This window comes from Streptomyces sp. Ag82_O1-12 (genome assembly GCF_900182715.1).
Lineage (GTDB): Bacteria > Actinomycetota > Actinomycetes > Streptomycetales > Streptomycetaceae > Streptomyces > Streptomyces massasporeus.
In genome coordinates this window covers 3733342-3755323 of record NZ_FXUW01000001.1, presented here as the reverse complement: position 1 = coordinate 3755323, position 21982 = coordinate 3733342, and the positions used below count along the sequence as shown (strand labels likewise).

The window sequence follows — 21982 nt, the reverse complement described above, 5'->3', positions numbered from 1 at the left end:
GAGCCCGGCTCATCCGAGGTGCGTCTGTCCGTCGGCCGCCCGCCCGGTCCGTTCCCCGTGCTGCTCCCACCGCCGGGCCATGGCACGGCCGGCGTGTGCTCCGGCCAGGACGCAGCCGGCGCAGAGCGGCAGCAGGAGCACGGAGAGCAGGGTCGCCCAACCGGAGGTCGAGTAGCCGTTGCGGCCCACGTGGTTCAGGAAGTTGCCGACGCCGACGGCGCGCAGGAGGTCGGAGTCGGCTTTGACGTCACCCGACCGCAGGGACGTGTCGCCGCCGATCAGGCCGTAGCCCAGCAGCAGCGCACCGGCGGCGAACGCCGTGCGGCCGGGCGGCAGCCAGGACCAGGGCTCGCGCAGCCTCGGCCGGAAGGCACCCCCCAGCCGATAGGCGCACGGGGCCAGGCGGAACAGGGCCGAGCAGCTCACGACGGCTGCCATGAAGGTCAGGATCCGTGCGCCGTCGAACTCGTAGGACCCGTACCACCAGGTGAGCCAGACCGCGAGGGCCGGGACGAGGAACCAGACCGAGACGAGCGCGCACGCGCGCAGCAGGCCGAGCGCTACGGCGGCGGGACGCTGCTGGGCCTCCCGGGCGATCCGCCGCTCCCTCTCCCAAAGCCGCCGCTGCTCCGCCTCCTGCCGTTCCTTGAGCTGCCGCTCGCGTTGCTCCTGCGCGGCACGCTGCCGCTCCTCCTCCCGTCTGCGCGCATTCGCCCGGCGTTGTTCCTCGGTCGCCTGCGTCACCCGGCGTTTCCGCTCGCGCTCCTGGGCCTCCGCCAGCCCGTCCGTCCGGGCCCGTTCCGACCACCGCGCCTCGAACAGCCGGCCGAGCAGGGTCTGTCTGCCGCCGGTGGCCGGCAGCAGACGGGTGTACCAGTCCGCCGCCGGATCCGGCGGCCGGGCCCTGGCCGGGAGCCGGTCGCGGACCACGGCCAGGTGCCTCGGCGGGAGCTGGGCGGCCAGCAGCGCCCCCGGCCCGGCGGTGATCGCCCAGAGGTGCACATCGGAGGGCACGCGGGCGGCCCCGGCCTCCCCCTTCCACTCCTTCACCGCCGCGATCCACTTCCGCCGCACCCCGCGCAGGTCGCGGAGACCGCCGAACCGGGCCAGGATGTCGAGTAGCGGCTGCTCGTACAGCTCCTCGAAGAACCGCGTGTCGCGGTCGCCGCCGCCGAGGCACCGGTCCAGACAGACGTGTACGAGGGATTCGTAGGTGACGGGGCTGCCCCGGTACACCACCGGGCCGTCGGGATCCAGCCAGCGCAGCAGGTGCAGGAGCTTGCGGTCCGCGGGGAGGTTCCGATCGGTCAGGTGGCGGTCGATGAGGACGATCCGGCCCTCGACATCGTCGGTCCCGGCGTCGTCGAACTGCCGGAGCCAGGACCGAAGTTCACTCCAGCCCTCAGAGGGCTGCGCTTCGGAGCCCATGTTCCGGAAGAACCGGTCGGCGGCCGTATTCCAGTGGGAACGGACCGTCGCCGCGAGGTCCTTCTTCGTCGCGTGCCGAGCACCGGCGAAGACGAGCGGGCGGGCCACGTAGGCCTGCTCGGCGGTGATCCGGGGCGGGGGCGGTGCCGGTATCGCTCGCCGGGCCGCCTTGGAGCCGGGCGCCGCGGGGTTGCGGGCGAGTGCCAGATGACGGGTGCTGTTGACGAACCGGTGCCCCGGCGTCTGGAGCCCGCGCAGCCGGGGGCTGTGGCGCAGGCGCTCGGCGAGGGTGCCCAGTGACAGCAGGTCGCCGGCTCCCGGCACGCCGTGCCGCAGCAGGTGCAGCAGTTCGCCCGTGTAGGTCGTGTGCGTCGCTCCGGGCGGTGCCAGGGCCTCTGCGTTGCCGGTGGTGGAAACCAGGACGCAGGCGCCGTCTATCTCTGTCCGCTGTTCCAGCGCGGCGGCTGCCGTGCTCATCCCCCGGACCGCCCGTCCGCTGAAGCAGCAGTCCAGGATCACGATCTTGTTGGCCGCGTCGGACCCGTCCACGATCTCGTGCAGCGTGTCGTAGTCGAAGGCGCTGAACCGCGAGCTGTCGTACTGAGTGTCGGTCACGGCGAGTTGGAGGTCGCCGTTCAGTTTCCGGAAGCCATGGCCCGCGAAGTAGACCAGCAGGGTGTCCGTGGCCCCGTGCGCGTGGTGGGAGAGCCGCTCGTAGACGGCCAGGGGCGCCTGCGGATCGAGGAGCACCGTGCTGTGCTCAGCGGCGAAGCCGCCCAGCGGAGGAGTCAGCGCGGCACGCAGATCCCTGAGGTTGTCAGCGACAGCCGGGAGGTCGGGGAAGTCGTCGTACCGGTAGGTCGCGGCGCCGAACAGGAACGCACGGGAACGTTCCGGATCAGGCAGCCGGATCATCGTCGCCCCGGGGCCGTTCGGCGATCTCCACGGCCACGTGCGCCAGTGCGGCCGGGTCCGCGCCGCTGATGTCGTACGGGGTGCCGTCGGGCGCGGTGACGGTGACGGTCGTGCGGGCCGCGCGCGGCTGCCTCTGACGGTAGGCCAGCCATGCGGTGATCGCCGCGATCACGGTGTTCACACCGGCGAGGCCGAGGTCGGTCAGCTGAATGACGAGCTCCGTACCGGACCCCATGGTGCCGGGCTGGGCGGGCTTGGTCCGCTGCCTGAGGCGGCCTCGCAGGTCACGCTCGTTGCTCAGCCACTCCCGCAGGTCCGGCAGCGCGGTGTCGTCTCCCGCGATGTCGATGCGAATGGACACGCACGCCCCCTCCTCGTCCGGCCGGCGCCGGCCGTGACGCACGTTTCACGGTGCGGGACGACCATTGCAGTGATCTCATGACGGAGTGTCAAGACCCGTCGCCGCTCCGTAGATCCACTCGCACCGTCAGCAGATCGGTCCCCAACGCCCGCACGCCCAGGCCGTTGAGCCGGGGCAGCCCCCGCAGCCGGGCCACCGGGTCGTCCTGCGGCATCAGATGGGCGGTCCCCTCGTGCCACCGCCCGCGGATCCGCACCCGCACCCGCGGATCCGCCTTGATGTTGCGCACGTACTGCGACTTCTCGCCGAACTCCGACACCAGCCAGAAGGCGTCGCCGACGCGGCGCCCGCCCACCGGTGTCTGCCGGGGCAGGCCGGAGACACGGCCCTTCGTCTCGATGACGGTCTGGAGCGGGAGACGGCGCAGCAGCGGGTTGACGCGGCGCTGGAAGGCGGTGGCGGCACGGAACCTGACATCGGCGAGGCGGGACATGGTCGGAGGGACTCCTTCGCACGAGGCTGCGGGCAGGGTGTCCATCTGACCACCGCTACCGGCTGGCCACCAGCAGCGCACGGGTCCAGGTGGCGAGCCGACCGACCATGGTGAGCGCGTGCGCCGTTCGCGACCGGAGGAAGGGCAGGACGAGCAGGGCGGGCACGAACGCCAGGGTCACGACCAGCACGGGCACGAGCGCGAAGAGAACGAGCAGGACGCGCTGCGCCCAGCGGGCGCCGACGAGGAGACCGGTCCAGCGGGTGGGCATACTGGGTTCCTTTCGGATCGCGGCGATGAGCCGGCGAGCGATCGATGAAGAAACCCTCCGTCCGGTCGGGTACGTTGCGAAAGGCGCACCATGGTGCCGGTGCCGAGTCAACACTTCGGGGGACGCCTTGACCGCAGTGGCCCGTGGTTCCGGGAACTCTTCGGAGATCGAACGCGGTGAGGTGCCCGAACTTGCCGAGCTCGGCACCATGTTGCGGGACCTGTTCAACACGCTGGGCATCAGTCAGCGGCAGTACGCGAAGCGGATCAGTGTCCATCCGTCGGTGGTGTCGCGTGCCTTCGGCGGACAGCGGATGCCCACCAAGCACTTCATCGAGCAGCTGATCTCCGAAGTCGAGAGCGAGCGCGGCGGTTTTGTCACGCCGGAGGCCAGGGACGCGATCCGCGTCAAGTGGCTCATGGCACTGAAGGAGACCGACCCCGCCGAGTTCCAGCTGGAGAGCCTGCGCGGTGAGTTGGCGAGGTCCCGACGGGACACCGAGCGGGCCAACCGCAATGTCGAGGCACTTCATCTGCTGTTGCAGCAACGCGAGGCACAGGTGCACGACGCCGCCGCGGACCTGGCCCAGCTCCGGCTGGACTGGAGCGCGGAGCGGGCCGAGGCCGCCGGTGGACGAATCGAGCTGCGCAGGGAACAGGAGACCCTTTCCGCCTCCCGTGAGGCGCTGCTGCGCGAGATCGAACAGCTGAAGAAGGACCTCCGGGAGGCCGAGCGGCTTCGTTCCGAGGCGGAGGCGCACAGCGGCGAGCTGCGGGAGCGCGTCCTGCTCCTGGAGGCGGAGCTGGCCGAGCGGGGGGCGGTGGGCGGAATCCCGCTGGAGGTGTTCAAGAGCCAGTTGCTGCGGATGTGGGAGGAAGAGAACTTCCCCGAGGCGTCGCGGGATCTGACGGAGGCGGCGTGGTCGCGGCCGCTGGACGAGGTGCTGGACCTGATGGCGTGGCTGTCGGGGCGCAGGGACCGGGAGCAGGTGAGCGCCCTCGTGTCCGATGCAGGCCGCCTGCGTCCGGCCGGGGAAGTGCTGCGGGTCGCCGCGGAGTTGGTGACCGGTTCCGGAGGCCGGCACGGAGCGGTGCTGAGCGACACCGCGGTCCAGGACGCCTGGGTGGCGGCGGTGGCGTCACGTATCACGGAGAGCAACGTCGCCGACTACTACCGAAGGGTGCTGGCCCTGGAGGGACCCGGCGGCACGCTGAGCGACCGGATGCTGGCTGCCGCCGTGCGACGCGCGACCACACCGTCCGAAGCCCTGGGACTGCTCACCGGGGCCATGACCGGCGGGGAATCCGCCAACCTCCCCCTGACGACCAGTGCGGTGGTGGCGCCGCATCGCGTCGCAGTCGACGCGGGCTTCCCCTTCCATGTGGCGGTGGGGCTGCTCGACGCCGGCATGCGCGAGACGGCCCGGCTCGTCATCGCCCGGGTGAGCCGCCAGGGGAGCCCGAAGGTGAAGCCCTCGGCCCCCGTGGCCGAGCGGTTCGACCTGGGCCTTCGGGAACTCGCGGAGCCCGCTCTGCACAGCCTGTTCGCATTCCTCGCCGAGTGCGCGGACGAGAGGCTGGCGGGAGCGGTCGCCGTGATGATGTACCACGGAGCGGGCGGCGACCTCTCCCTGTTCGACCGGCTGCTGGACGAGCTGCGCCCCAGAACCGACAACGTGCTCGCGTCGATGATGGACCGCTGGAGCCCGGACCTCTTCGAGTACGTCGTGAACTACTGGTGGCCGGGCGGTGCGGGCGCTGAGCCCGCGCCCGGCCGGGACGCCTCCCCGCCCACCTCCCCCTGACGCCCCAGGAAGATCGGATTGGTGAACGCCGCCAGCGGCCCGGGGAGCGGCCCCGCCGCCGCCTCGTGCCGCAACTCGGCCCGTACGTACGCCGCGTACGACGGTGTCGTCCGCCACTCGACCACGCCCGAGCCGGAGACCGGCAGCGGGTCGCTGGTGTGCAGGACGCCCTGGTCGGTGACGAGGCGGGCCGTGCAGCGCGGGGCGCCGGTGACCTCCAGGCGGACCGTGACCGGGGTGTCGCGGCCGACGGTGAGACGCTCGCCGATGCCCGCGTGCTCGCCGCGTCCGCCGGACACTCGCAGCGACAGCGCGACCCGCGCGGACTCGGCGACGTAGGACCGTCCCGCCCGGATGCCCTCCTGGATCGCCTCCCGGGTCAGATCGTCGGCCAGGACGACCGTCTGGGGGCTGCCCACCGCGTCCGGGGAGCGGTGGGCGTCGCTGCTGCCCATCGCCGGGAGCCAGCCGCGCCCGTCGCGTACGGACGCCACGAGCATGCTGTCCCAGTCGGCCAGCGCCACCTCGTCGTCGGGCGTGTAGGGGCCGTTCCACACCTCGACCGCGTCCGCCTCGGCGAAGCCGAACTTCCAGTTGCAGCCGACGCAGGTGGCGTGCGGGTGGGCCGGGACGACCAGGCCGCCGGCGCGCCGGATCTGCCGGGCGAACCGGCCGAAGCGGTTGTCGCGGGCCCGGTAGCGCCAGTCGACGAAGGTGCCCGGGTCGGTGCCGAGCGCGACGACGTGCCCGTTGCGGGTGGTGATCTCCTCGCCCAGCATGACGAGCAGGTCGTCGCCGGCCACGTCGGCCCAGTGGGCGTGCGCGGAGTGCGTGTTGTGCTCGGAGGAGTTGATGAAGTCCAGGCCGGCCGCCCGGGCCAGCTCCCCGATCTCGGCGGGGGTGCGGCGGCCGTCGGAGTGCCAGGAGTGCAGATGGCAGTCGCCCCGGTACCAGGCCCGCCCCCGGCCCTTGGCCCGCTCCGGCGGATACACCGGCTCGGCGGCCTCGCCCGGCTCCCCGTGCGTCAGCGTGATCGTGATCTCGTACGACAGGCCCTGAGGGGCGACGGTGTACGGGCCGAGCGCGATGTGCCAGGTGCCCTCGCGCACCGGGCCGGGGAGGTAGCCGGGCGTCGCGTCGTCCGCGCGGATGAAGAACTCGGTGCGCGCCCCGCCCGACCAGCCCCGGAAGCCCCGGCCGCCGAGCTCGGTGCCGCGGTCGTCGAAGACGCCGATGTCGAGGGCGTTGCCCATGGTGCCGGCCGGGACGGACGGCCGGTCGTAGGTGTAGGCGACCTTGAGCTCGCGGACACCGGCCGGGACCTCGACGGGCACGTACACGAAGTCCGGGGAGCCGGGCGGCAGCGTGCCGCGCACGGTTCTGCTCTCCCGGCCCCCGTCGGCCGCTGAAGCGAAGCTCACGCTTCCCAAGGTAAGCGCGGCCGCCGCTCCCGTCACGAACAGAGCGCGCCGGCCGAGCCCGCCGTGGCTGTCCTCGCACATGCTGCTGCTCCCCAGGTGTCGTCGGTGACGTGGCTTGGGTGGTGCGGGGTGGTGCGTGTGCACCCTTGTAGTCAGCCGTGAACCGGTGTGCAAGGGACGGGAATCGGACGGCGGTGAACGGGGAAACAGCCGTGCGCTGCCGGGAGCGTGTCGTGGTCGCCGCCGTCGCTGGGCTCATCTGGAAATCCGACTGGTCGGTATCGACAGTCGGGCCGCCCTCCGGTAGAGATACGTCATGCGCATCGCCGTGACGATCTTCCTCACCGACGAGACGATCACCCCGACCCGGCTCGCCCGGGAGCTGGAGGACCGCGGTTTCGCGGGGCTGTACCTTCCCGAGCACACCCACATCCCCGTCGAGCGGACCACCCCGTACCCGGCGGGCGGTGACCTGCCGCCCGAGTACGGCCGCACCCTCGACCCGTTCGTGGCCCTCGGCCAGGCCGCCGCCGTCACCGAGCGGCTCGGGCTCGGCACGGGCATCACGCTCGTCGCCCAGCACGACCCGATCGCCCTGGCCAAGCAGATCGCCACCCTCGACCACCTCTCCGGCGGCCGGTTCACACTTGGGCTCGGCTTCGGCTGGAACGTCGAGGAGGCCGCCGACCACGGCGTGCGGTGGAGCACCCGGCGCGAGCTGGTCCGGGACCGGATGGCGCTGATGCGCGCCCTGTGGTCGGAGCGACCGGTCGCCTACGAGGGGGAGTTCGGCGGCGTCCGGGCCAGCCACGCGTATCCGAAGCCCGTGCGGAAGCCGCGCGGCCCGGTCGTCGGCCCGCGCACGCTCGTCGGCGGGGCCGCCGGACCCAAGCTGTTCACCCACATCAGCGAGTACGCCGACGGCTGGCTGCCGATCGGCGGCCGGGGGCTCGGCGAGGCGCTGCCGGTCCTGCGCACCGTCTGGGCCGACGCCGGGCGCGACCCCGAGGCCCTCCAGGTCGTCCCCTACGCCGTCCACCCCAGCCCGGGCAAGCTCGCCCACTACGCCGACCTCGGTATCGAGGAGGTCGTGGCGCAGTTGCCTCCGGCAGGGGAGGCGGAGGTGCTGAAGGCGCTGGACCAGTACGGGGCGTTCGTCGGGTAGTCGGGGTCTCGTCCGCCGACGCCGGGTGGGTGGCCGGCCGCGGGTTCGTCGTGGCCGGTCGCGCAGTTCCCCGCGCCCCCTGAAGGGGCCGCAGGCCTTCAGGGGCGCGGGGAACCGCGCGAGAAACCACGCACTGCCCGCACGCGCCGACGAACCAGCACGCCCGAGCTGAGACGCGCACTGCGACTCACCGCTGTCACGGCTGATCAGCGCACTCGTATGCTCGAAGGATGACGACCTCCGCGACCCCCGGAACCGGCCCCACCGACAACTCCATGCGTCGCGCCCTGAAACGGGCCAGGGACGGTGTCTCGCTCGACGTCGCCGAGGCGGCGGTGCTGCTCCAGGCCAGGGGCGAGCGGCTGGAGGACCTGTCGGCCTCCGCAGCCCGGGTGCGGGACGCGGGCCTGGCGGCGGCCGGGCGGCCCGGCGTCATCACGTACTCCAAGTCCGTCTTCATCCCGCTGACCCGGCTGTGCCGGGACAAGTGCCACTACTGCACCTTCGTCACCGTCCCGGGCAAGCTGCGCCGCGAGGGCCACGGGATGTTCATGTCGCCGGACGAGGTGCTGGACATCGCCCGCAAGGGCGCGGCCCTCGGCTGCAAGGAAGCCCTCATCACCCTCGGCGACAAGCCCGAGGACCGCTGGCCCGAGGCGCGCGAGTGGCTCGACGCGCACGGCTACGACGACACCCTCGCCTACGTCCGGGCCATCTCCATCCGCATCCTGGAGGAGACGGGCCTGCTGCCGCACCTGAACCCGGGCGTGATGAGCTGGACCGACTTCCAGCGTCTGAAGCCGGTGGCGCCCAGCATGGGCATGATGCTGGAGACCACCGCGACCCGCCTCTGGTCGGAGCCGGGCGGCCCCCACCACGGCTCCCCGGACAAGGAGCCCGCCGTGCGTCTGCGGGTGCTGGAGGACGCCGGGCGGTCCTCCGTGCCCTTCACCTCGGGCGTCCTCATAGGCATCGGTGAGACCTACGAGGAGCGCGCCGAGTCGCTGTTCGCGCTGCGGAAGGTGTCGCGGGCCTACCACGGCATCCAGGAGCTGATCATCCAGAACTTCCGCGCCAAGCCGGACACCGCGATGCGCGGCATGCCCGACGCGGAACTGGACGAACTGGTCGCCACGGTGGCCGTCGCCCGGCTCCTCATGGGCCCGAGCGGCAACATCCAGGCCCCGCCCAACCTCGTCGACGACGAGTACGAGCGGCTGATCGGCGCCGGCATCGACGACTGGGGCGGCGTCTCCCCGCTCACCATCGACCACGTCAACCCCGAGCGCCCCTGGCCGCAGATCGAGCAGCTCGCCGAGAAGTCCCGCGCTGCCGGTTTCGAACTGCGCGAACGGCTTTGCGTGTACCCGGAGTTCGTGCGGCGGGGCGAGCCCTGGCTGGACCCGCGGCTGCGTCCGCACGTGGCCGCGCTGGCCGACCCGGAGACCGGCCTGGCCCGGCCCGAGGCCCTCCCGCAGGGCCTGCCGTGGCAGGAGCCGGAGGAGGTGTTCACGGCGTCCGGCCGTACCGACCTGCACAGCTCCATCGACACCGAGGGCCGTACCTCGGACCGCCGGGACGACTTCGACGAGGTGTACGGCGACTGGGGCGCCCTGCGCGAGGCCGCCGCCCCGGGCATGGCCCCCGAGCGCATCGACACCGACGTGCGCGAGGCCCTGCGCACGGCGGCCGACGACCCCACGCGGCTCACCGACGACGAGGCGCTGGCCCTGCTGCACGCGGACGGCCCGGCGCTGGACGCCCTGGCCCGGATCGCCGACGACGTGCGCAAGTCGGCCGTGGGCGACGACGTCACCTACATCGTCACGCGCAACATCAACTTCACCAACGTCTGCTACACCGGCTGCCGCTTCTGCGCCTTCGCCCAGCGCCGCACGGACGCCGACGCCTACACCCTCTCCCTGGACCAGGTCGCCGACCGGGCCCAGCAGGCCTGGGACGTGGGCGCGGTGGAGGTGTGCATGCAGGGCGGCATCCACCCGGACCTGCCGGGCACGGCGTACTTCGACATCGCGCGGGCCGTGAAGGAACGCGTCCCGGGCATGCACGTGCACGCCTTCTCGCCGATGGAGGTCGTCAACGGCGCGACCCGCACCGGCATGTCCATCCGCGAGTGGCTGACCGCCGCCAAGGAGGCGGGCCTGGACACCATCCCGGGCACGGCCGCCGAGATCCTCGACGACGAGGTCCGCTGGATCCTCACCAAGGGCAAGCTGCCCGCGGCCGACTGGATCGAGGTCGTCAGCACCGCCCACGAGCTGGGCATCCGCTCGTCCTCGACGATGATGTACGGCCATGTCGACCAGCCCCGGCACTGGCTCGGGCACCTGCGCACCCTCGCCGGCATCCAGCAGCGCACGGGCGGCTTCACCGAGTTCGTGACGCTGCCGTTCGTGCACACCAACGCGCCGGTCTACCTCGCGGGCATCGCCCGCCCGGGCCCGACCATGCGGGACAACCGCGCGGTCACGGCCATGGCCCGGCTGCTGCTGCACCCGCACATCCCCAACATCCAGACCAGCTGGGTGAAGCTGGGCACGGAGGGCGCCGCCGAGATGCTCCGCTCGGGCGCCAACGACCTGGGCGGGACGCTCATGGAGGAGACCATCTCCCGCATGGCGGGCTCGTCGTACGGCTCGTACAAGTCGGTGAAGGACCTCATCGCGGTGGCGGACGCGGCCGGACGTCCCGCCAGGCCCCGCACCACCCTCTACGGGGACGTCCCGCAGGAGCGGCAGCGGGCGGCGGCGGCCTCGGACGGGCATCTGCCCGAGCTGCTGCCGGTGCTCGACTGACCGGGCGTCCTACTGGCTTCCGGCGCCTTAGGCTCCCGGCGCCCCACCGGCGTCCGATGCCCTGCCGGCCTCCGGCGCCCTACTGGCTTCCGGCGTCCGCCGGCTGGTGCGCCGGCAGGGCACGGCCGGCCGTGGCGCCGGGAGCAGCGGGGGGCGGCGCGGCCCTGCCGCGGCCCAGCCATAGCAGCAGCAGGCCGAGGGCGCAGGCGAGCGCGGGCCAGTACACGTAGCGGAAGTCCGTCGCGGGCATGATCGGCAGATAGCCGAGGACGTAGGCGGCCGAACTGATGCCCAGCGCCCGCACGGGCATGGCGAACAGGCCCCGGCCGGGGCGGACGGCCAGCACCAGCGCGACAGTGAGCCAGAACCAGCCGCGGAACAGCCACCGCAGGTCCGCGGCCATGCCCTCGACGTACGTGCCGAGCATGGCCGCCAGCTGGGGGTGTGCCACGCCGATGCCGAGGTCGTTGCGGGTGATGCCCGCCTTGTACACGTAGTCGGTCTCGAACAGCAGCGTCGCGAAGAGCCGCAGCCGGTACTGGAGATAGCCCGGAACGTGCCCGCTCATCTCGCGCAGCCACAGCGAGGTGATCTCGCCGGAGTCCCCGCGCAGCCCGTCCGCCGGGCGCTGGTAGCAGGCCCAGTAGGCGTCCGACAGGGCCCCGACCCGGTCGCACTCCCGTGCCGAGGCCACCAGCCGGTCCCGCAGTCCGGGCGGCACGTCCGCGGAGCGCAGTTCGTCCACCGTCAGTACGTGAACGAGGTCGTCGAGCATGATCTGCGCGCCCTGTTTCGTCTGGAGGGGCTTCGCGAACAGGGAGATCGCGACGGCGGGCACCACCAGGGCCGCGACGAGCGCCGCCGTGCACGTCAGCCACGTACGGCGGCCCGGGGCGCGCCACAGGGCGAGGACGAGCATGACGAACACCGGGATCGCGGCGACGAAGGCGTTCTTGCGCACCAGCATGGCGTAGGCCAGGAACAGCGCCCCCAGCCCGAGCAGCGCCCAGCGCACGGCCGGACGCGGGTCCCTGTCGCGCAGCCGCAGCCCGGTGAAGGCGACAGCGCAGGCGGCGAGCAGCGCGAACGCCGCGTGCACGTCCTTCCACACCACCCCGGCGAAGTTCAGCACGAAGGGCGCGAGCCCCACGCCGAGCACGGCGAGTGACCCGCCGCGGCTGCGGGTCAGCTCCCACACACACCGGGCCAGCACCCACAGCGCGCCCCAGAGGACGGCGGCCTGGAGGACGAGCATCGACGTGATCGACCCGGTCATGGAGATCAGCGCCCGCCACACCAGGCTCAGCACCGGCGGATGCCAGTCGGTCAGGGGAGCCTTGCCCTGGGCTTGCCGGAGCTGGTCGAGACTGTCGGGGCTCAGGAACCCGGGGGCGAAGACGAGGACCGTGGCCAGGCAGCAGAGCGCGGCGGCGGCGGCCAGAACCCAGACCCAGCGCTGCGCACGCGCCACCGATGGCTTTTGTCCCATATGTCGGATGGTAGCCGCTCAGGATGCGACGAAGACGTAGCGCCGGTAGGCGTAGAAGCGGAACAGCGTCGCGAGCACCCAGCCGAAGATGCGGGCGGTGTTGTCGCTGAGCGCCGAGTCCAGCCCGAGCAGATGCCGCGAGGCGTAGACCGTGCCCGCGGTGATGGCGAGCCCGACCCCGTTCGCGACGAGGAACAGCAGCAGCTCGCGGGACACCTTCTCGCGGTGCCGGCCACGGTAGGTCCAGTAGCGGTTGCCCACCCAGCTGAAGAGCGCGGCCGCGGTCGTCGCGATAGCGGACGCCTGCACGGGAGCGGTCCGCATCACCCCGCCCTCCGCGCCGCCGGGCAGACCGAAGACGAGCAGGGTGTAGCCGCCGTTGTCGACGACGAAGGCCAGGGCCCCGACGACGCCGAACTTGGCGGCCTCGCGCCAGATGCCCTTGATGGCGTCACGCGCACGCAGCGTCACAGAGTCGAGGACCGGCACGCGGCGAGCCTAACGACCCGGCGCCCGCCATCCGGTCAGGCGCGCTCATATCGCACTATGTCCGACTGTATGAGGTGCTGATGTATGAGGTGCTGACGGTGTGTGGAACCGGTCGAGTGAGGAGTGGTCGTGGAACCGACGATCGCGTGTGTCGTGCCCTGCCACAACGAGGAGGCGGCCGTCGGCAAGGTGGTCCGCGACCTGCGCGCCGCCCTGCCCGAGGCCGTCGTCTACGTGTACGACAACGCCTCCACCGACCGGACCGTGGAGGTCGCCCGGGCCGCGGGCGCGATCGTCCGGGAGGAGACCCGCAAGGGCAAGGGCAACGTCATCCGCCGCGCCTTCGCCGACGTCGACGCCGACGCGCTGCTCATCATCGACGGCGACGACACCTACGACGCCTCCCGCGCCCGCGACCTGGTGGACCTGCTCTTCGAGGGGCCGTACGACCAGGTCGTGGGAGCCCGCCGGGTGACCGACGACGGGGCCTACCGGGCCGGGCACGCGGTCGGCAACAAGGTGCTCACCGGGGCGGTCAGATCCCTGTTCGGCAACGACGTGACCGACATGCTCAGCGGCTACCGGGTCTTCTCGCGGCGCTTCGTGAAGTCCTTCCCGGCGCTGGCCCGCGAGTTCGAGACCGAGACCGAGATGACGATCCACGCGCTGCACCTGCGGCTGCCCACCGCGGAGATCCTCACGGACTACCGGGTCCGGGCCGCCGGGGGCGAGAGCAAGCTGCGCACCTACCGGGACGGCTGGCGCATCCTGCGGGTCATCCTCGACCTGGCGCGGCGCGAGCGCCCCTCGCTGGTCCACACCGTGCTCGCGGGCGTGCTCGCCCTGGTCTCGGTCGTCCTCGGCATTCCCGTCATCGCCGACTTCGTCGAGACGGGCACCGTCCCCCGGGTCCCCACGGCGATCCTCGCCGCCGCGATCATGACCATCGCGGCGCTCGTGCTGCTCGTGGGCTACATCCTCGAGTCGCTCATGCACATGCGCCAGGAGCAGACCCGGCTGGTGCACCTCTCCTACCCGGCCCCGGTGCGCACGCCGCGCTACACCGCCCGCGGTGCCGGCACGGGCCCGGTCCCGGTCCGCAAGACCGCCGACGGCCCCTGAGGGGCGGAGGGCACAGGGGCAGCGGGGCAGTGAGCCGGCGGGTGCGCAGTACGATGATCGGAACCCCCGTCGGTGTGGGGTCCCGTGACTGAGGAGATGCGTGCCGGTGCCTGCCCGACTTCCTTCGTGGGCCTGGGTGACCGGGCTGACCGTGGGAGCGATAGCCGCGGTGACGGTCCTGGGTGTGCAGGCGGACCGGGGCTCGCACCCCACCGCCACCTCGGCCAAGCCGAGCAGCACGGCCTCGGCGCAGCCCACCCCCACGCCGTCGGCCCCGGCGAAGGTGCCCGACGGCTCCGGCACCGGCCGTCGCGTCGTCTACTCCCTCGCTGAGAAGCGCGTCTGGCTGGTCGACGCGAGCGAGGCGACCCGCCGCACGTTCACCGTCTGGCCGGGCTCGGTCAGCCCCGACCCGGGCAGCTACACGGTGTCCTCGCGCAACGCGGCCACGACCGGCTCGGACGGCGTCCAGATCGAGCACATCGTGTACTTCGCCGCGAAGTCCGGGATCTCGGTCGCCTTCTCCAACGCCGTCGACGGGGCCTCGCCGCCGCCCGCCGCCTCCGGCACCCAGACGGGCGGAGTCAGGATGCGGAAGGCGGACGGCACGGCACTGTGGTCGTTCGGCACGGTCGGCACGACGGTGACCGTGGTCAAGTAGGGGTCAGGCGGCGGGGGTTTGCCCGCGTGGGCCCGACAGCTGGTTGACCAGCAGCACGACGCCGCTGAACAGGAAGATCCGGGTCGCGGCGTCCAGCCCGTTCCAGCTCTTCGACTGCCACATCGAGAACCACTCACCGCCGATCGCGATGAACCCGGCCCCGAACAGCAGCATGACCATCAGCAGCCCGTACGTGGACATCCGCCGGGCGCGCAGGTCATCGCGTCTGGCCCACAGCCAGCTCCCGTATATGAGGACCAGCGCGGCGATCGTCTCCCAGACGATGATCCCGACGTAGGCGGCGTCCTGGAGCCCCTGGCTCGTGACGGCCCGCCACATCAGATCCTCGTCCTTGAACGTGGTGTCCATGGCCAGCACGTGCCGGACGAACTGCTGGTTGGTCCCGAAGTCGGTGATGTTCCCGAAGGCGACGAGCGCCATGTAGAGGGCGATGGTCGCGGTGAGCAGAGTGGCGGCGAGCGACAGCGTGCCGCGTGATGTGGAGGAGGTGGCCATGGCGATCATTCTCCCCGGGCACGGCCGTCCGGTGTACCCCGCGGGCGTTGCGCGAGAATGAGGGTGATGGCCGGCCGGGCGAGTCGAGGGGAACGTACGGATGGCGCAGGCGAGACCGTCCATGCAGGAGCTGATCAGGCAGCGCAGCAGGGCCGGGTTCGTCGGCCGGGGCGGCGAACGGGCCGCGTTCCGCGCCAACTTCGACACCGCACCCCATGACGAACGCCACCGCTTCCGCTTCCATGTGCATGGCAACGCGGGCGTCGGAAAGACCTTCCTGCTGCGGGAGTTGGAGCAGATCGCCCGCGAACGGGGAGCGCTGACGGCGTACGTCGACGACAGCGCGGGCAGCGTGCCGGAGGCGATGGCGGAGATCAGCCGCCAGTTCGCCGCCCAGGGCAGGCGGTTGAAGGACCTGGACCGGCTCCTCGCGGCCCACCGCGAACGCCGGCACGAGGCCGAACTGGCAGCCCTGGCCGTCCTGGACACGCAGCCGGAGGAGACCGGCCCGTCCGCGGGCGGCAGGGTCGTGGCACGGGCCGGGGTGGTCGCCGCCGGGATGGTCCCGGTGGTGGGCCCGCTCGCGGGGATGCTGGACGCTGAGCAACTCGCCCACGTCACCGACCGGTTGCGCGCGAGCCTCATCGCCCGCTTCCGCAACCACGAGGACCTCCGGCTGGTCCTCGCCCCCGAGGAGGTGCTCACACCGGTCCTGCTGCGCGAGCTGACGGACACGGACGCCCCCTGGATCGCCCTCTTCCTGGACACGTACGAGCGGACGGGCCCGTATCTGGACCCCTGGCTGCACGAGACGATGACGACCGACCGGCACGGCGACGTGCCCGCCACGACGGTGGTGGCCACGGCGGGCCGCACCCCGGCGAACCCGGCACGCTGGGGCGGTCTCGCGGACTTCGTGACGGACCTCCCGCTGGCCCCCTTCACGGAGACCGAGACACGCGGCCTGCTGGCCGCCAGGGGCGTGACGGCCGAACCGGTCGTCGAGGAGGTGCTGCGCCTCACGGGCGGCCTCCCCGTCCTGGTCTCCACCCTCGCCGAGTCCCGCCCCGCCGACCCGGACGACGTGGGCGACCCGAGCGCGACGGCCGTGGACCGCTTCCTGAAGTGGGAGGAGAACCCGGCCCGCCGGGCCGCCGCCCTGACCGGTGCGCTGCCGAGGTGGCTGGACGGGGATGTGTTCCGGGCGGCGGTCGACTGCCCGCGCGAGGAACTGGAGCCCCTCTATGCGTGGTTGCGGGGGATGCCGTTCGTGAGCGAGGACGGCGGGGGGCGGCTGCGCTACCACGACGTCGTACGGGCGCCGATGCTGCGCGCGGAACGCCGCAGGTCGCCCCGCGGATGGGCCGAGCGGCAGCGCGGCCTGGCGCGAACGTTCCAGGCGTGGCGGGAAGAGGCCGGACGGGACGTGGCCGATCCCTGGGCCGACGACACCTGGCGCGACCTGCGTCAGGCCGAGGCGTACCACCTCCTGTGCGCCGGGGCGCGAGAGGCGCTGCCACAGGCGTTGCGGGACTTCGTCCATGCCTGCGGCGCCGGTCAGGTCATGGCCGTCCGCTGGGCACGCGTGCTGGTGGACGCCGGGCACGACGCGGACGTCCGGGCCGTGGCCGAGTGGGGCACCGAACTGACGGCGGCACTCGACACGGAGGGCATCACCGCAGCGCTGGGGCTGCTCCTGCGGCGTGCGGTACTCGACACCCCGACTCAGGCCCGGGCCCGCCTCGTACGGGGCGACGAGCTACGTGGCGAGGGCGCGTACGCACAGGCCCGCACCGAGTACGACCAGGCCGTCGCGCTCGATCCGGACCTGGCCGTCGCCTACCGGCACCGGTCCGGGATCCGGGGAGACCTGGGCGACCACGACGGGGCGGTCGCCGACCTGGACCGAGCCGTCGCGCTGGAGCCGGACAACGCCTGGTACGTCGCCCTGCGCGGTGAACACCACCGGATCGCGGGACGCGACGCCGAGGCGGTCCGGGACCTGACGGAGGCCGTCCGCCTCGATCCGGCCCTCGGGTTCGCCTGGGCCTCCCGGGGTGCCACGCACGCGCGCGCCGGGGATCTCGACGCGGCCCTCGCCGACCTGGGACGGGCACTGGACCTGGACCCGGACTACGCCTGGGCGTACGCCCGCCGCGCCCGCGTGTGGCGCGCGCTGGGCGATCCCCGCCGCCAACTGGCCGACCTCGACCGGGCTCTCGCGCTGAACCCCGACTGGCCCTGGACCCGCTGCGAACGCGGTGACGCACTGCGCGCCGCCGGCCGCGACGAGGAGGCGGTCGCCGACCTGGACGTCGCCCTGGCCCTGGATCCCGCGTACACGTCGGCGTACGCGAGCCGGGGGGAGTCTCTGGCCCGGCTGGGCCGCCACGCCGAGGCCCTGGCCGACCTGAACCGGGCGGTGGAGATGCGGCCGGGGTACGTCTGGGCGCTGTGCCGCCGGGCCCTGCTGCACGCGGCCCTGGGACGGCCGGAAGAGGCCCGCGCCGATGTGGAACGCGTACGGGAACTCGACCCCGAGGCGGTGTCGTCGCTGGTCAGCGAGCTGCCGTGAACTCCAGGAACTCCGACCAGGCACCGCCGGTGAACGACAGCCGGGCACCGCCCTTGTTCTTGGAGTCGCGGATGTGGATGGTGGGGGCGTGAGCGGGGGATATGGCGACTTCGACGCAATCGGGCCCGTCGTTGCTGCTGTAGCTGCTCTTGAACCAGGCGAGTTCAGTGGTCACGTCTCGTCTCCCAGAACTTTCTCAATGAAGGCCAGGGACTCTCGGGGTGAGAGGGCCTGCGCCCGGATCATTCCATAGCGCATGTCGAGGATCTGGGCGTCCCGGGGCTCGCTGATCACGCGGTTGTGCAGCTGGGCTTCGAAGTGCCCCAACACCTTGCCGTCCTGGAATTTCAGAAGCCGAAACGGACCTGCCATGCCCGCGTGGTCCTCACGGTCGGTCGGCATGATCTGGATCGACACATGTCGCAACATGGCCACTTCCAGCAGGTGTTCGAGCTGGTGGCGCAGCACCATTCTGCCCCCGACCGGTCGGCGCAGCGTCGTCTCTTCCTGGACAAAGGTGATGAGCGGTCGCGGTAGCCGGTCGAAGACGGCCTTCCGCGCCATGCGCGCCGCGACATGCCGCTCGATCTCGTCCTCCGTGTAGGCAGGACTGCGCATGGCGTACAACGCCTGGGCGTACTCCGGCGTCTGGAGCATCCCGTTGATCTGGTGGGTGTCGTAAGCCCCGAGTTCAAGGGCCTCGTCCTCCAGCTTGGTCAGATCCCGGACGGTCTTCGGATACCGAGCCCTCTCCACGTCCTCCCTCATCGCGGAGATCTTGCCGCCCGCCCCCAAGACCTCATCAGCCTTGTCGAGGAAGTCCGGTTTGGGGATGCGCCGCGCCCGTTCGACGGACGACACCATCTCCTCGCCGTAGCCGATGGCCGAGCCCAGTTCCGCCTGTTTCAGGCCCGCGGCCTCGCGCCACATCTTGATCTGCCGTCCGACCGTCCTGAGCACGGCCGCCGCTTCCTCGTCCTCCATGCCTTCCCCTCCTGCGTACGAGCCGTACGACCCCGTGACGCGTCCGGACAGTCACGCTCCGTACCGAGGTCGTCGCTGTTCAGAGTAGGGACGAACGACCACGCTGGGTGACATGAGCCAGAAATCCCTCGCCGGAATCAACGCCCCCGTACGTCACTTCACGCTCCAGCTGTCCGCCACTCGAAGAGGTGCTCGACTGGCCCGCCTGCTCGCCGAACGCCAGCTCGACGAGTGGGGCGAGCCCTGTGAGGCCGCCGCGCAGGTGGTGGCGGAGCTGGCGTCGAACGCGGTGCTCCACGGACGGGTCCAGGGCAGGGACTTCCGGCTGGCGCTGACGCTCCACGCCGACCGCACGCTCCGCATCGAGGTCACCGACGCCCGGGGCGACCGGATCCCGCTGCTTCCCGGTCCGGTCGCGGACGACGCGGAGGGCGGGCGCGGACTGGCGATCGTCTCGGCGTACGCGCACCGCTGGGGCGTGGTGGAGACACCGGCCCACGGTAAGACGGTGTGGGCCGAACTGCGCCTGGGCGGACGGCACTTGCTGAGACGCGCGGTCTAGGGTGAGCCGATGGACGTGGGAGCGGTCTTGATCGCCGTGGCCGGTGTGGCGGGGACGCTCGGGGGTGCCCTGCTCACCCAGCGCGGCGCCGAGAGGGCCAAGCGGCGTGAGCTGGAGATGGCGCAGGACCTCCAGGAGGCGCGCGAGAGCCGGGAGTTGCGGCGCGGCTGCTATACGGAGCTGCACCGCGACGCGCGACAGTTCTGCACGGCGCTCAGCAGGCATCTGTACGTCCTGCGTGACCGCGCCCCCGGCGACGAGGACGTTCAGGCGCTGGAGTCCGCGAAGGACACCTACCGTGACCGCTGGTCCGAGGCGCTGATGATCGCGCCGGACGGGGTGGTCGTCCCGGCCCGGGACGTCAACGGCGCCCTGAACCGGGTCTACGGCCAGGTCAAGCGCCTGGAGCAGGGGAAGCCCCGGCCGGGCGAGACCCTGCGGTCGGCCGCCGAGGCGCAGTACGGCGTCTGGCCGCTGATCGCAGCCATGCGCGAGGCGATGCGCCGGGACCTGGGTGTGACGGAGGACTCCGCTGCCGATCACGCCGTGGAGATGCCCTCCTACTACGGTGACTCCACCGCCCTGCTCCGCGACTTCGGGGAGCCGGACCGCACCCCGTGACGGAGATCGGCATGAGTGAGCAGCGCAAGGTGTCCGAGGAGGCCGGTGAGGTCCGCCGGTTCTGGAACCGGCTCGGTCTTCCCGGACTGATCGACGTGCACACCCATTTCATGCCAGAGCGCGTGCTGCACAAGGTGTGGGACTACTTCGACACCAACGGGCCGCTGGTCGGCGGGCTGGAGTGGCCGATCACGTACCGGAAGGCCGAGGAAGAACGGGCGGCGCTGCTGCGGGACTTCGGCGTGCGGGCCTTCAACTCGATGCTCTACCCGCACAAGCCCGGCATGGCCGCATGGCTGAACGGGTGGGCCGCCGACTTCGCCCGCCGTACCCCCGACTGCCTGCACACCGCCACCCTCTACCCCGAGCCGGAGGTGGAGACGTACGTCCGCGAGGCCGTGGAGGCGGGGGCGCGCGTGTTCAAGGCGCATGTGCAGGTGGGCGCGTACGACCCGGCCGACGCGTGTCTCGACCCGGCGTGGGGAGTGCTGGCCGAGGCCGGGATACCCGTGGTGATGCACTGCGGCTCCGGGCCCGCGCCCGGCAAGCACACCGGCCCCGAGCCCGTCGCGCGGGTGCTGGCGCGGCACCCGAGGCTGCGGCTGATCGTCGCGCACATGGGCATGCCCGAGTACGACGAGTTCCTCGACCTCGCCGAGCGGTACGACGAGGTGCGGCTGGACACGACGATGGCGTTCACGGACTTCACCGAGGCCTTCATGCCGTACCCGCGCGAGGCCCTGCCCCGGTTCGCCGCGCTCGGCGACCGCATCCTGTTCGGCTCCGACTTCCCCAACATCCCCTACCCGTACCTGCACCAGCTCCAGGCCCTGGAACGCCTCGGCCTCGGCGAGGAGTGGCTGCGGGCCGTGTGCCACGACAACGCGGCCGCTCTCTTCACCCGGTGAGCTGCTCGCGCACCCACGCCGGGTCGGGGTTGGTGTGCGCCCGGCCCGCCACGACGACGGTCGGCACGGTCTCGTCGCCCTGGTTGGCCGCCCGCACCACCGCGGCCCCGGCCGGGTCCCGCCAGATGTCGACCCAGTGCACCCGGTCGGCGTCCCGGCCCAGGCGGACGCGCAGCCGCAGGCAGTACTGGCAGCCCGGTCGCCAGTAGACGACCGGCCGGCCGTCGGCCGCGCTGCGCCGCTCCGCCTCCAGCGCCCCGACGGGCCGGGGGAAGACCAGCGGTGAGTGCACGCCCGCGAGGAGGAGAAACAGCACGAGCAGGATCACGGCCGTGGCGGTGCTCCCGCCGAGGATCAGCCCCGCCGCACCGGCCGCGCCGCAGAGCACCAGCAGGATCGGCAGGGTCCAGGCGCGCTTCATGAGAGCGAAGGGTAGCCGCCGTGCCGTGCGCCGGCCTCAGCGCAGCAGGTCCACGTAGGTGTCCGTGCCCGGCACCGTGGGGATGAACGGGGCCACCAGCTCCACCCTGCCCAGGCCCGACTCCGCCACCGCCGCGTCGAGGTCCGTGAACCAGGGGTCCCAGCACTCCCTCGGGTCCGTCTGGAGGAACCACAGCAGCGTCAGCCGGGTGTCGACGCCCTCGACCTGCTTCACGTACGTCATGCGGTCGCCGGGGAGGGGGGTCGGGCTGAAGACCGTCACCAGCGCGGCCGGGGAGCCCGTCAGGCGCTCGGGGAGGTGGCGGGTGCGCAGCCACTCCAGGAGCGGGGCGCGCTGCTCGGGGGTGTCGACCTCGACGACCTGGAGGACCAGGCCCGCGTAGGGGTGGTCGAGGGCGTGGACGTCCCGGGGCCCGGCCGCGCCGTCGCGGTACACCGTCGCCTCGTGGTTCTGGAACGCCGTGAGGACGTGGGTGCGGTCGTGGTGGACGCGGGCGTCCCGGTTGAGGCGCTTGTTGATGGCGACCGTCCAGCGCATGTGATCGTCGTTGCGGCCTGCGGTGATCCAGTACGTGGAGAGGTAGCAGCCCGCGGTGACCGGCTGGGCGACGGCCGACTTCTCGGGGTAGCGCAGGAGTTGCAGGTCCCGGGTCGCCACCCAGCGGCGGCCCGCGTACATCCAGGGCATGGCCATCGCACCGGCGTAGTAGTGGTCGTCCTCGTACCAGCGGTTGTACGCGTACTCGTGGCCGGGATGCGGCTCGACCATGGTGATGAGGGCGTGCCCGGGGTGGGTGCCGTAGGGGCCGACGGCGGCCAGTTCGGCGTACAGCTCGCTGCGGGTGTCCTCGCTCATGGCCTTCCCCTTCGTCGGTGGCTGACCCATACTCTGACGCTCCGTCAGATAGAACGCCAGGGTCCGGTCCGGGGAGGTCCTGTC

At 72.1% G+C, this 21982-nt stretch carries 21 protein-coding genes; 9 read left to right on the top strand and 12 right to left on the bottom strand.

Annotation, left to right across the window (positions count from 1 at the left end; genetic code table 11):
• Positions 1-9 precede the first annotated feature (9 nt).
• From QOL88_RS17085 to QOL88_RS17070, 4 genes are all read right to left on the bottom strand, one after another.
• Positions 10-2343, bottom strand: coding sequence for a caspase family protein (locus QOL88_RS17085; protein ID WP_097217246.1), 2334 nt, complete (start codon positions 2341-2343; stop codon positions 10-12).
• Positions 2327-2704, bottom strand: a complete 378-nt coding sequence (locus QOL88_RS17080; protein ID WP_097217245.1) for an effector-associated constant component EACC1 — start codon at positions 2702-2704, stop codon at positions 2327-2329. Before QOL88_RS17080 ends, QOL88_RS17085 begins: the two co-directional genes overlap by 17 nt.
• 88 nt (positions 2705-2792) lie before the next feature.
• Entirely contained in the window at positions 2793-3197 is a 405-nt protein-coding gene (locus tag QOL88_RS17075) for a nitroreductase/quinone reductase family protein (protein WP_097217244.1), read from the bottom strand.
• A gap of 55 nt (positions 3198-3252) precedes the next feature.
• Positions 3253-3468, bottom strand: coding sequence for a hypothetical protein (locus tag QOL88_RS17070; RefSeq protein WP_097217243.1), 216 nt, complete (start codon positions 3466-3468; stop codon positions 3253-3255).
• 181 nt (positions 3469-3649) lie between these two features.
• On the opposite strand from QOL88_RS17070, the gene QOL88_RS17065 reads away from it, so the two are divergent.
• Positions 3650-5272, top strand: coding sequence for a helix-turn-helix domain-containing protein (locus tag QOL88_RS17065; protein ID WP_143668867.1), 1623 nt, complete (start codon positions 3650-3652; stop codon positions 5270-5272).
• Here QOL88_RS17065 and QOL88_RS17060 read toward each other — a convergent pair.
• Positions 5200-6774 (bottom strand): CehA/McbA family metallohydrolase, encoded by a 1575-nt coding sequence (locus QOL88_RS17060; RefSeq protein ID WP_257027801.1) that lies wholly within the window; start codon positions 6772-6774, stop codon positions 5200-5202. The two genes, QOL88_RS17065 and QOL88_RS17060, sit on opposite strands and share 73 nt — an antisense overlap.
• A gap of 235 nt (positions 6775-7009) precedes the next feature.
• On the opposite strand from QOL88_RS17060, the gene QOL88_RS17055 reads away from it, so the two are divergent.
• Together QOL88_RS17055 and QOL88_RS17050 are read left to right on the top strand one after the other, a co-directional pair.
• Positions 7010-7858 carry an LLM class F420-dependent oxidoreductase gene (locus QOL88_RS17055; RefSeq protein ID WP_097217241.1) on the top strand — a complete coding sequence of 283 codons (849 nt, stop codon included), beginning with the start codon at positions 7010-7012 and terminating at the stop codon, positions 7856-7858.
• Positions 7859-8088: 230 nt separating this feature from the next.
• Complete coding sequence (locus QOL88_RS17050; RefSeq protein WP_097217240.1) at positions 8089-10674, top strand: bifunctional FO biosynthesis protein CofGH; 2586 nt, start codon at positions 8089-8091, stop codon at positions 10672-10674.
• 79 nt (positions 10675-10753) lie between these two features.
• Here the strand turns inward: QOL88_RS17050 and QOL88_RS17045 are convergent, their stop codons facing one another.
• Together QOL88_RS17045 and QOL88_RS17040 are read right to left on the bottom strand one after the other, a co-directional pair.
• Complete coding sequence (locus tag QOL88_RS17045) at positions 10754-12163, bottom strand: hypothetical protein (protein ID WP_097217239.1); 1410 nt, start codon at positions 12161-12163, stop codon at positions 10754-10756.
• An 18-nt stretch (positions 12164-12181) separates the two neighbouring features.
• Positions 12182-12652, bottom strand: coding sequence for a GtrA family protein (locus QOL88_RS17040; protein WP_097217238.1), 471 nt, complete (start codon positions 12650-12652; stop codon positions 12182-12184).
• Positions 12653-12775: 123 nt separating this feature from the next.
• Here QOL88_RS17040 and QOL88_RS17035 point away from each other — a divergent pair, with 123 nt between their 5' ends.
• A complete protein-coding gene (locus QOL88_RS17035) occupies positions 12776-13774 on the top strand; it encodes a glycosyltransferase family 2 protein (protein ID WP_097217237.1) in 999 nt (332 codons plus the stop codon).
• 100 nt (positions 13775-13874) lie between these two features.
• A complete protein-coding gene (locus QOL88_RS17030; protein WP_097217236.1) occupies positions 13875-14435 on the top strand; it encodes a hypothetical protein in 561 nt (186 codons plus the stop codon).
• A gap of 3 nt (positions 14436-14438) precedes the next feature.
• Here QOL88_RS17030 and QOL88_RS17025 read toward each other — a convergent pair whose 3' ends face one another.
• On the bottom strand, positions 14439-14951 hold the full coding sequence (locus tag QOL88_RS17025; protein WP_097223041.1) for a DUF2165 domain-containing protein: 513 nt from the start codon (positions 14949-14951) through the stop codon (positions 14439-14441).
• A 100-nt stretch (positions 14952-15051) separates the two neighbouring features.
• Here QOL88_RS17025 and QOL88_RS17020 point away from each other — a divergent pair, with 100 nt between their 5' ends.
• A complete protein-coding gene (locus QOL88_RS17020; RefSeq protein ID WP_097217235.1) occupies positions 15052-17526 on the top strand; it encodes a tetratricopeptide repeat protein in 2475 nt (824 codons plus the stop codon).
• Here the strand turns inward: QOL88_RS17020 and QOL88_RS17015 are convergent.
• Positions 17510-17701 carry a DUF397 domain-containing protein gene (locus QOL88_RS17015; RefSeq protein WP_097217234.1) on the bottom strand — a complete coding sequence of 64 codons (192 nt, stop codon included), beginning with the start codon at positions 17699-17701 and terminating at the stop codon, positions 17510-17512. The genes QOL88_RS17020 and QOL88_RS17015 overlap by 17 nt on opposite strands.
• On the bottom strand, positions 17698-18510 hold the full coding sequence (locus QOL88_RS17010) for a helix-turn-helix domain-containing protein (protein ID WP_097217233.1): 813 nt from the start codon (positions 18508-18510) through the stop codon (positions 17698-17700). The genes QOL88_RS17015 and QOL88_RS17010 overlap by 4 nt, the downstream gene beginning before the upstream one ends.
• A 112-nt stretch (positions 18511-18622) precedes the next feature.
• On the opposite strand from QOL88_RS17010, the gene QOL88_RS17005 reads away from it, so the two are divergent.
• From QOL88_RS17005 to QOL88_RS16995, 3 genes are read left to right on the top strand one after another with little or no spacing between them, the layout of a single operon-like run.
• Positions 18623-19072: an ATP-binding protein gene (locus tag QOL88_RS17005; RefSeq protein WP_097217232.1), complete on the top strand. Its 450-nt coding sequence runs from the start codon at positions 18623-18625 to the stop codon at positions 19070-19072.
• A 9-nt stretch (positions 19073-19081) separates the two neighbouring features.
• Positions 19082-19693, top strand: a complete 612-nt coding sequence (locus QOL88_RS17000) for a hypothetical protein (protein WP_257027799.1) — start codon at positions 19082-19084, stop codon at positions 19691-19693.
• 11 nt (positions 19694-19704) lie between these two features.
• On the top strand, positions 19705-20601 hold the full coding sequence (locus QOL88_RS16995; RefSeq protein WP_097223040.1) for an amidohydrolase family protein: 897 nt from the start codon (positions 19705-19707) through the stop codon (positions 20599-20601).
• Here the strand turns inward: QOL88_RS16995 and QOL88_RS16990 are convergent.
• Positions 20591-21022 carry a glutaredoxin domain-containing protein gene (locus QOL88_RS16990; RefSeq protein WP_097217231.1) on the bottom strand — a complete coding sequence of 144 codons (432 nt, stop codon included), beginning with the start codon at positions 21020-21022 and terminating at the stop codon, positions 20591-20593. The genes QOL88_RS16995 and QOL88_RS16990 overlap by 11 nt on opposite strands.
• A 36-nt stretch (positions 21023-21058) precedes the next feature.
• The gene (locus QOL88_RS16985) at positions 21059-21898 is read right to left on the bottom strand and encodes a hypothetical protein (protein ID WP_097217230.1); all 840 of its coding nucleotides are present in this window, start codon (positions 21896-21898) and stop codon (positions 21059-21061) included.
• Positions 21899-21982 lie beyond the last annotated feature (84 nt).

Excerpts from the sequence above, each read along its gene's own strand:
- QOL88_RS17070 (WP_097217243.1), bottom strand. The coding sequence starts at position 3,468 with ATGCCCACCCGCTGGACCGGTCTCCTCGTCGGCGCCCGCTGGGCGCAG.
- QOL88_RS17050 (WP_097217240.1), top strand. The coding sequence starts at position 8,089 with ATGACGACCTCCGCGACCCCCGGAACCGGCCCCACCGACAACTCCATG.
- QOL88_RS17085 (WP_097217246.1), bottom strand. The coding sequence starts at position 2,343 with ATGATCCGGCTGCCTGATCCGGAACGTTCCCGTGCGTTCCTGTTCGGC.
- QOL88_RS16990 (WP_097217231.1), bottom strand. The coding sequence starts at position 21,022 with ATGAAGCGCGCCTGGACCCTGCCGATCCTGCTGGTGCTCTGCGGCGCG.
- QOL88_RS17020 (WP_097217235.1), top strand. The coding sequence starts at position 15,052 with ATGGCGCAGGCGAGACCGTCCATGCAGGAGCTGATCAGGCAGCGCAGC.
- QOL88_RS16985 (WP_097217230.1), bottom strand. The coding sequence starts at position 21,898 with ATGAGCGAGGACACCCGCAGCGAGCTGTACGCCGAACTGGCCGCCGTC.
- QOL88_RS17025 (WP_097223041.1), bottom strand. The coding sequence starts at position 14,951 with ATGGCCACCTCCTCCACATCACGCGGCACGCTGTCGCTCGCCGCCACT.
- QOL88_RS17075 (WP_097217244.1), bottom strand. The coding sequence starts at position 3,197 with ATGTCCCGCCTCGCCGATGTCAGGTTCCGTGCCGCCACCGCCTTCCAG.
- QOL88_RS17060 (WP_257027801.1), bottom strand. The coding sequence starts at position 6,774 with ATGTGCGAGGACAGCCACGGCGGGCTCGGCCGGCGCGCTCTGTTCGTG.
- QOL88_RS17005 (WP_097217232.1), top strand. The coding sequence starts at position 18,623 with ATGAGCCAGAAATCCCTCGCCGGAATCAACGCCCCCGTACGTCACTTC.
- QOL88_RS17000 (WP_257027799.1), top strand. The coding sequence starts at position 19,082 with ATGGACGTGGGAGCGGTCTTGATCGCCGTGGCCGGTGTGGCGGGGACG.
- QOL88_RS17010 (WP_097217233.1), bottom strand. The coding sequence starts at position 18,510 with ATGGAGGACGAGGAAGCGGCGGCCGTGCTCAGGACGGTCGGACGGCAG.
- QOL88_RS17045 (WP_097217239.1), bottom strand. The coding sequence starts at position 12,163 with ATGGGACAAAAGCCATCGGTGGCGCGTGCGCAGCGCTGGGTCTGGGTT.
- QOL88_RS16995 (WP_097223040.1), top strand. The coding sequence starts at position 19,705 with ATGAGTGAGCAGCGCAAGGTGTCCGAGGAGGCCGGTGAGGTCCGCCGG.
- QOL88_RS17055 (WP_097217241.1), top strand. The coding sequence starts at position 7,010 with ATGCGCATCGCCGTGACGATCTTCCTCACCGACGAGACGATCACCCCG.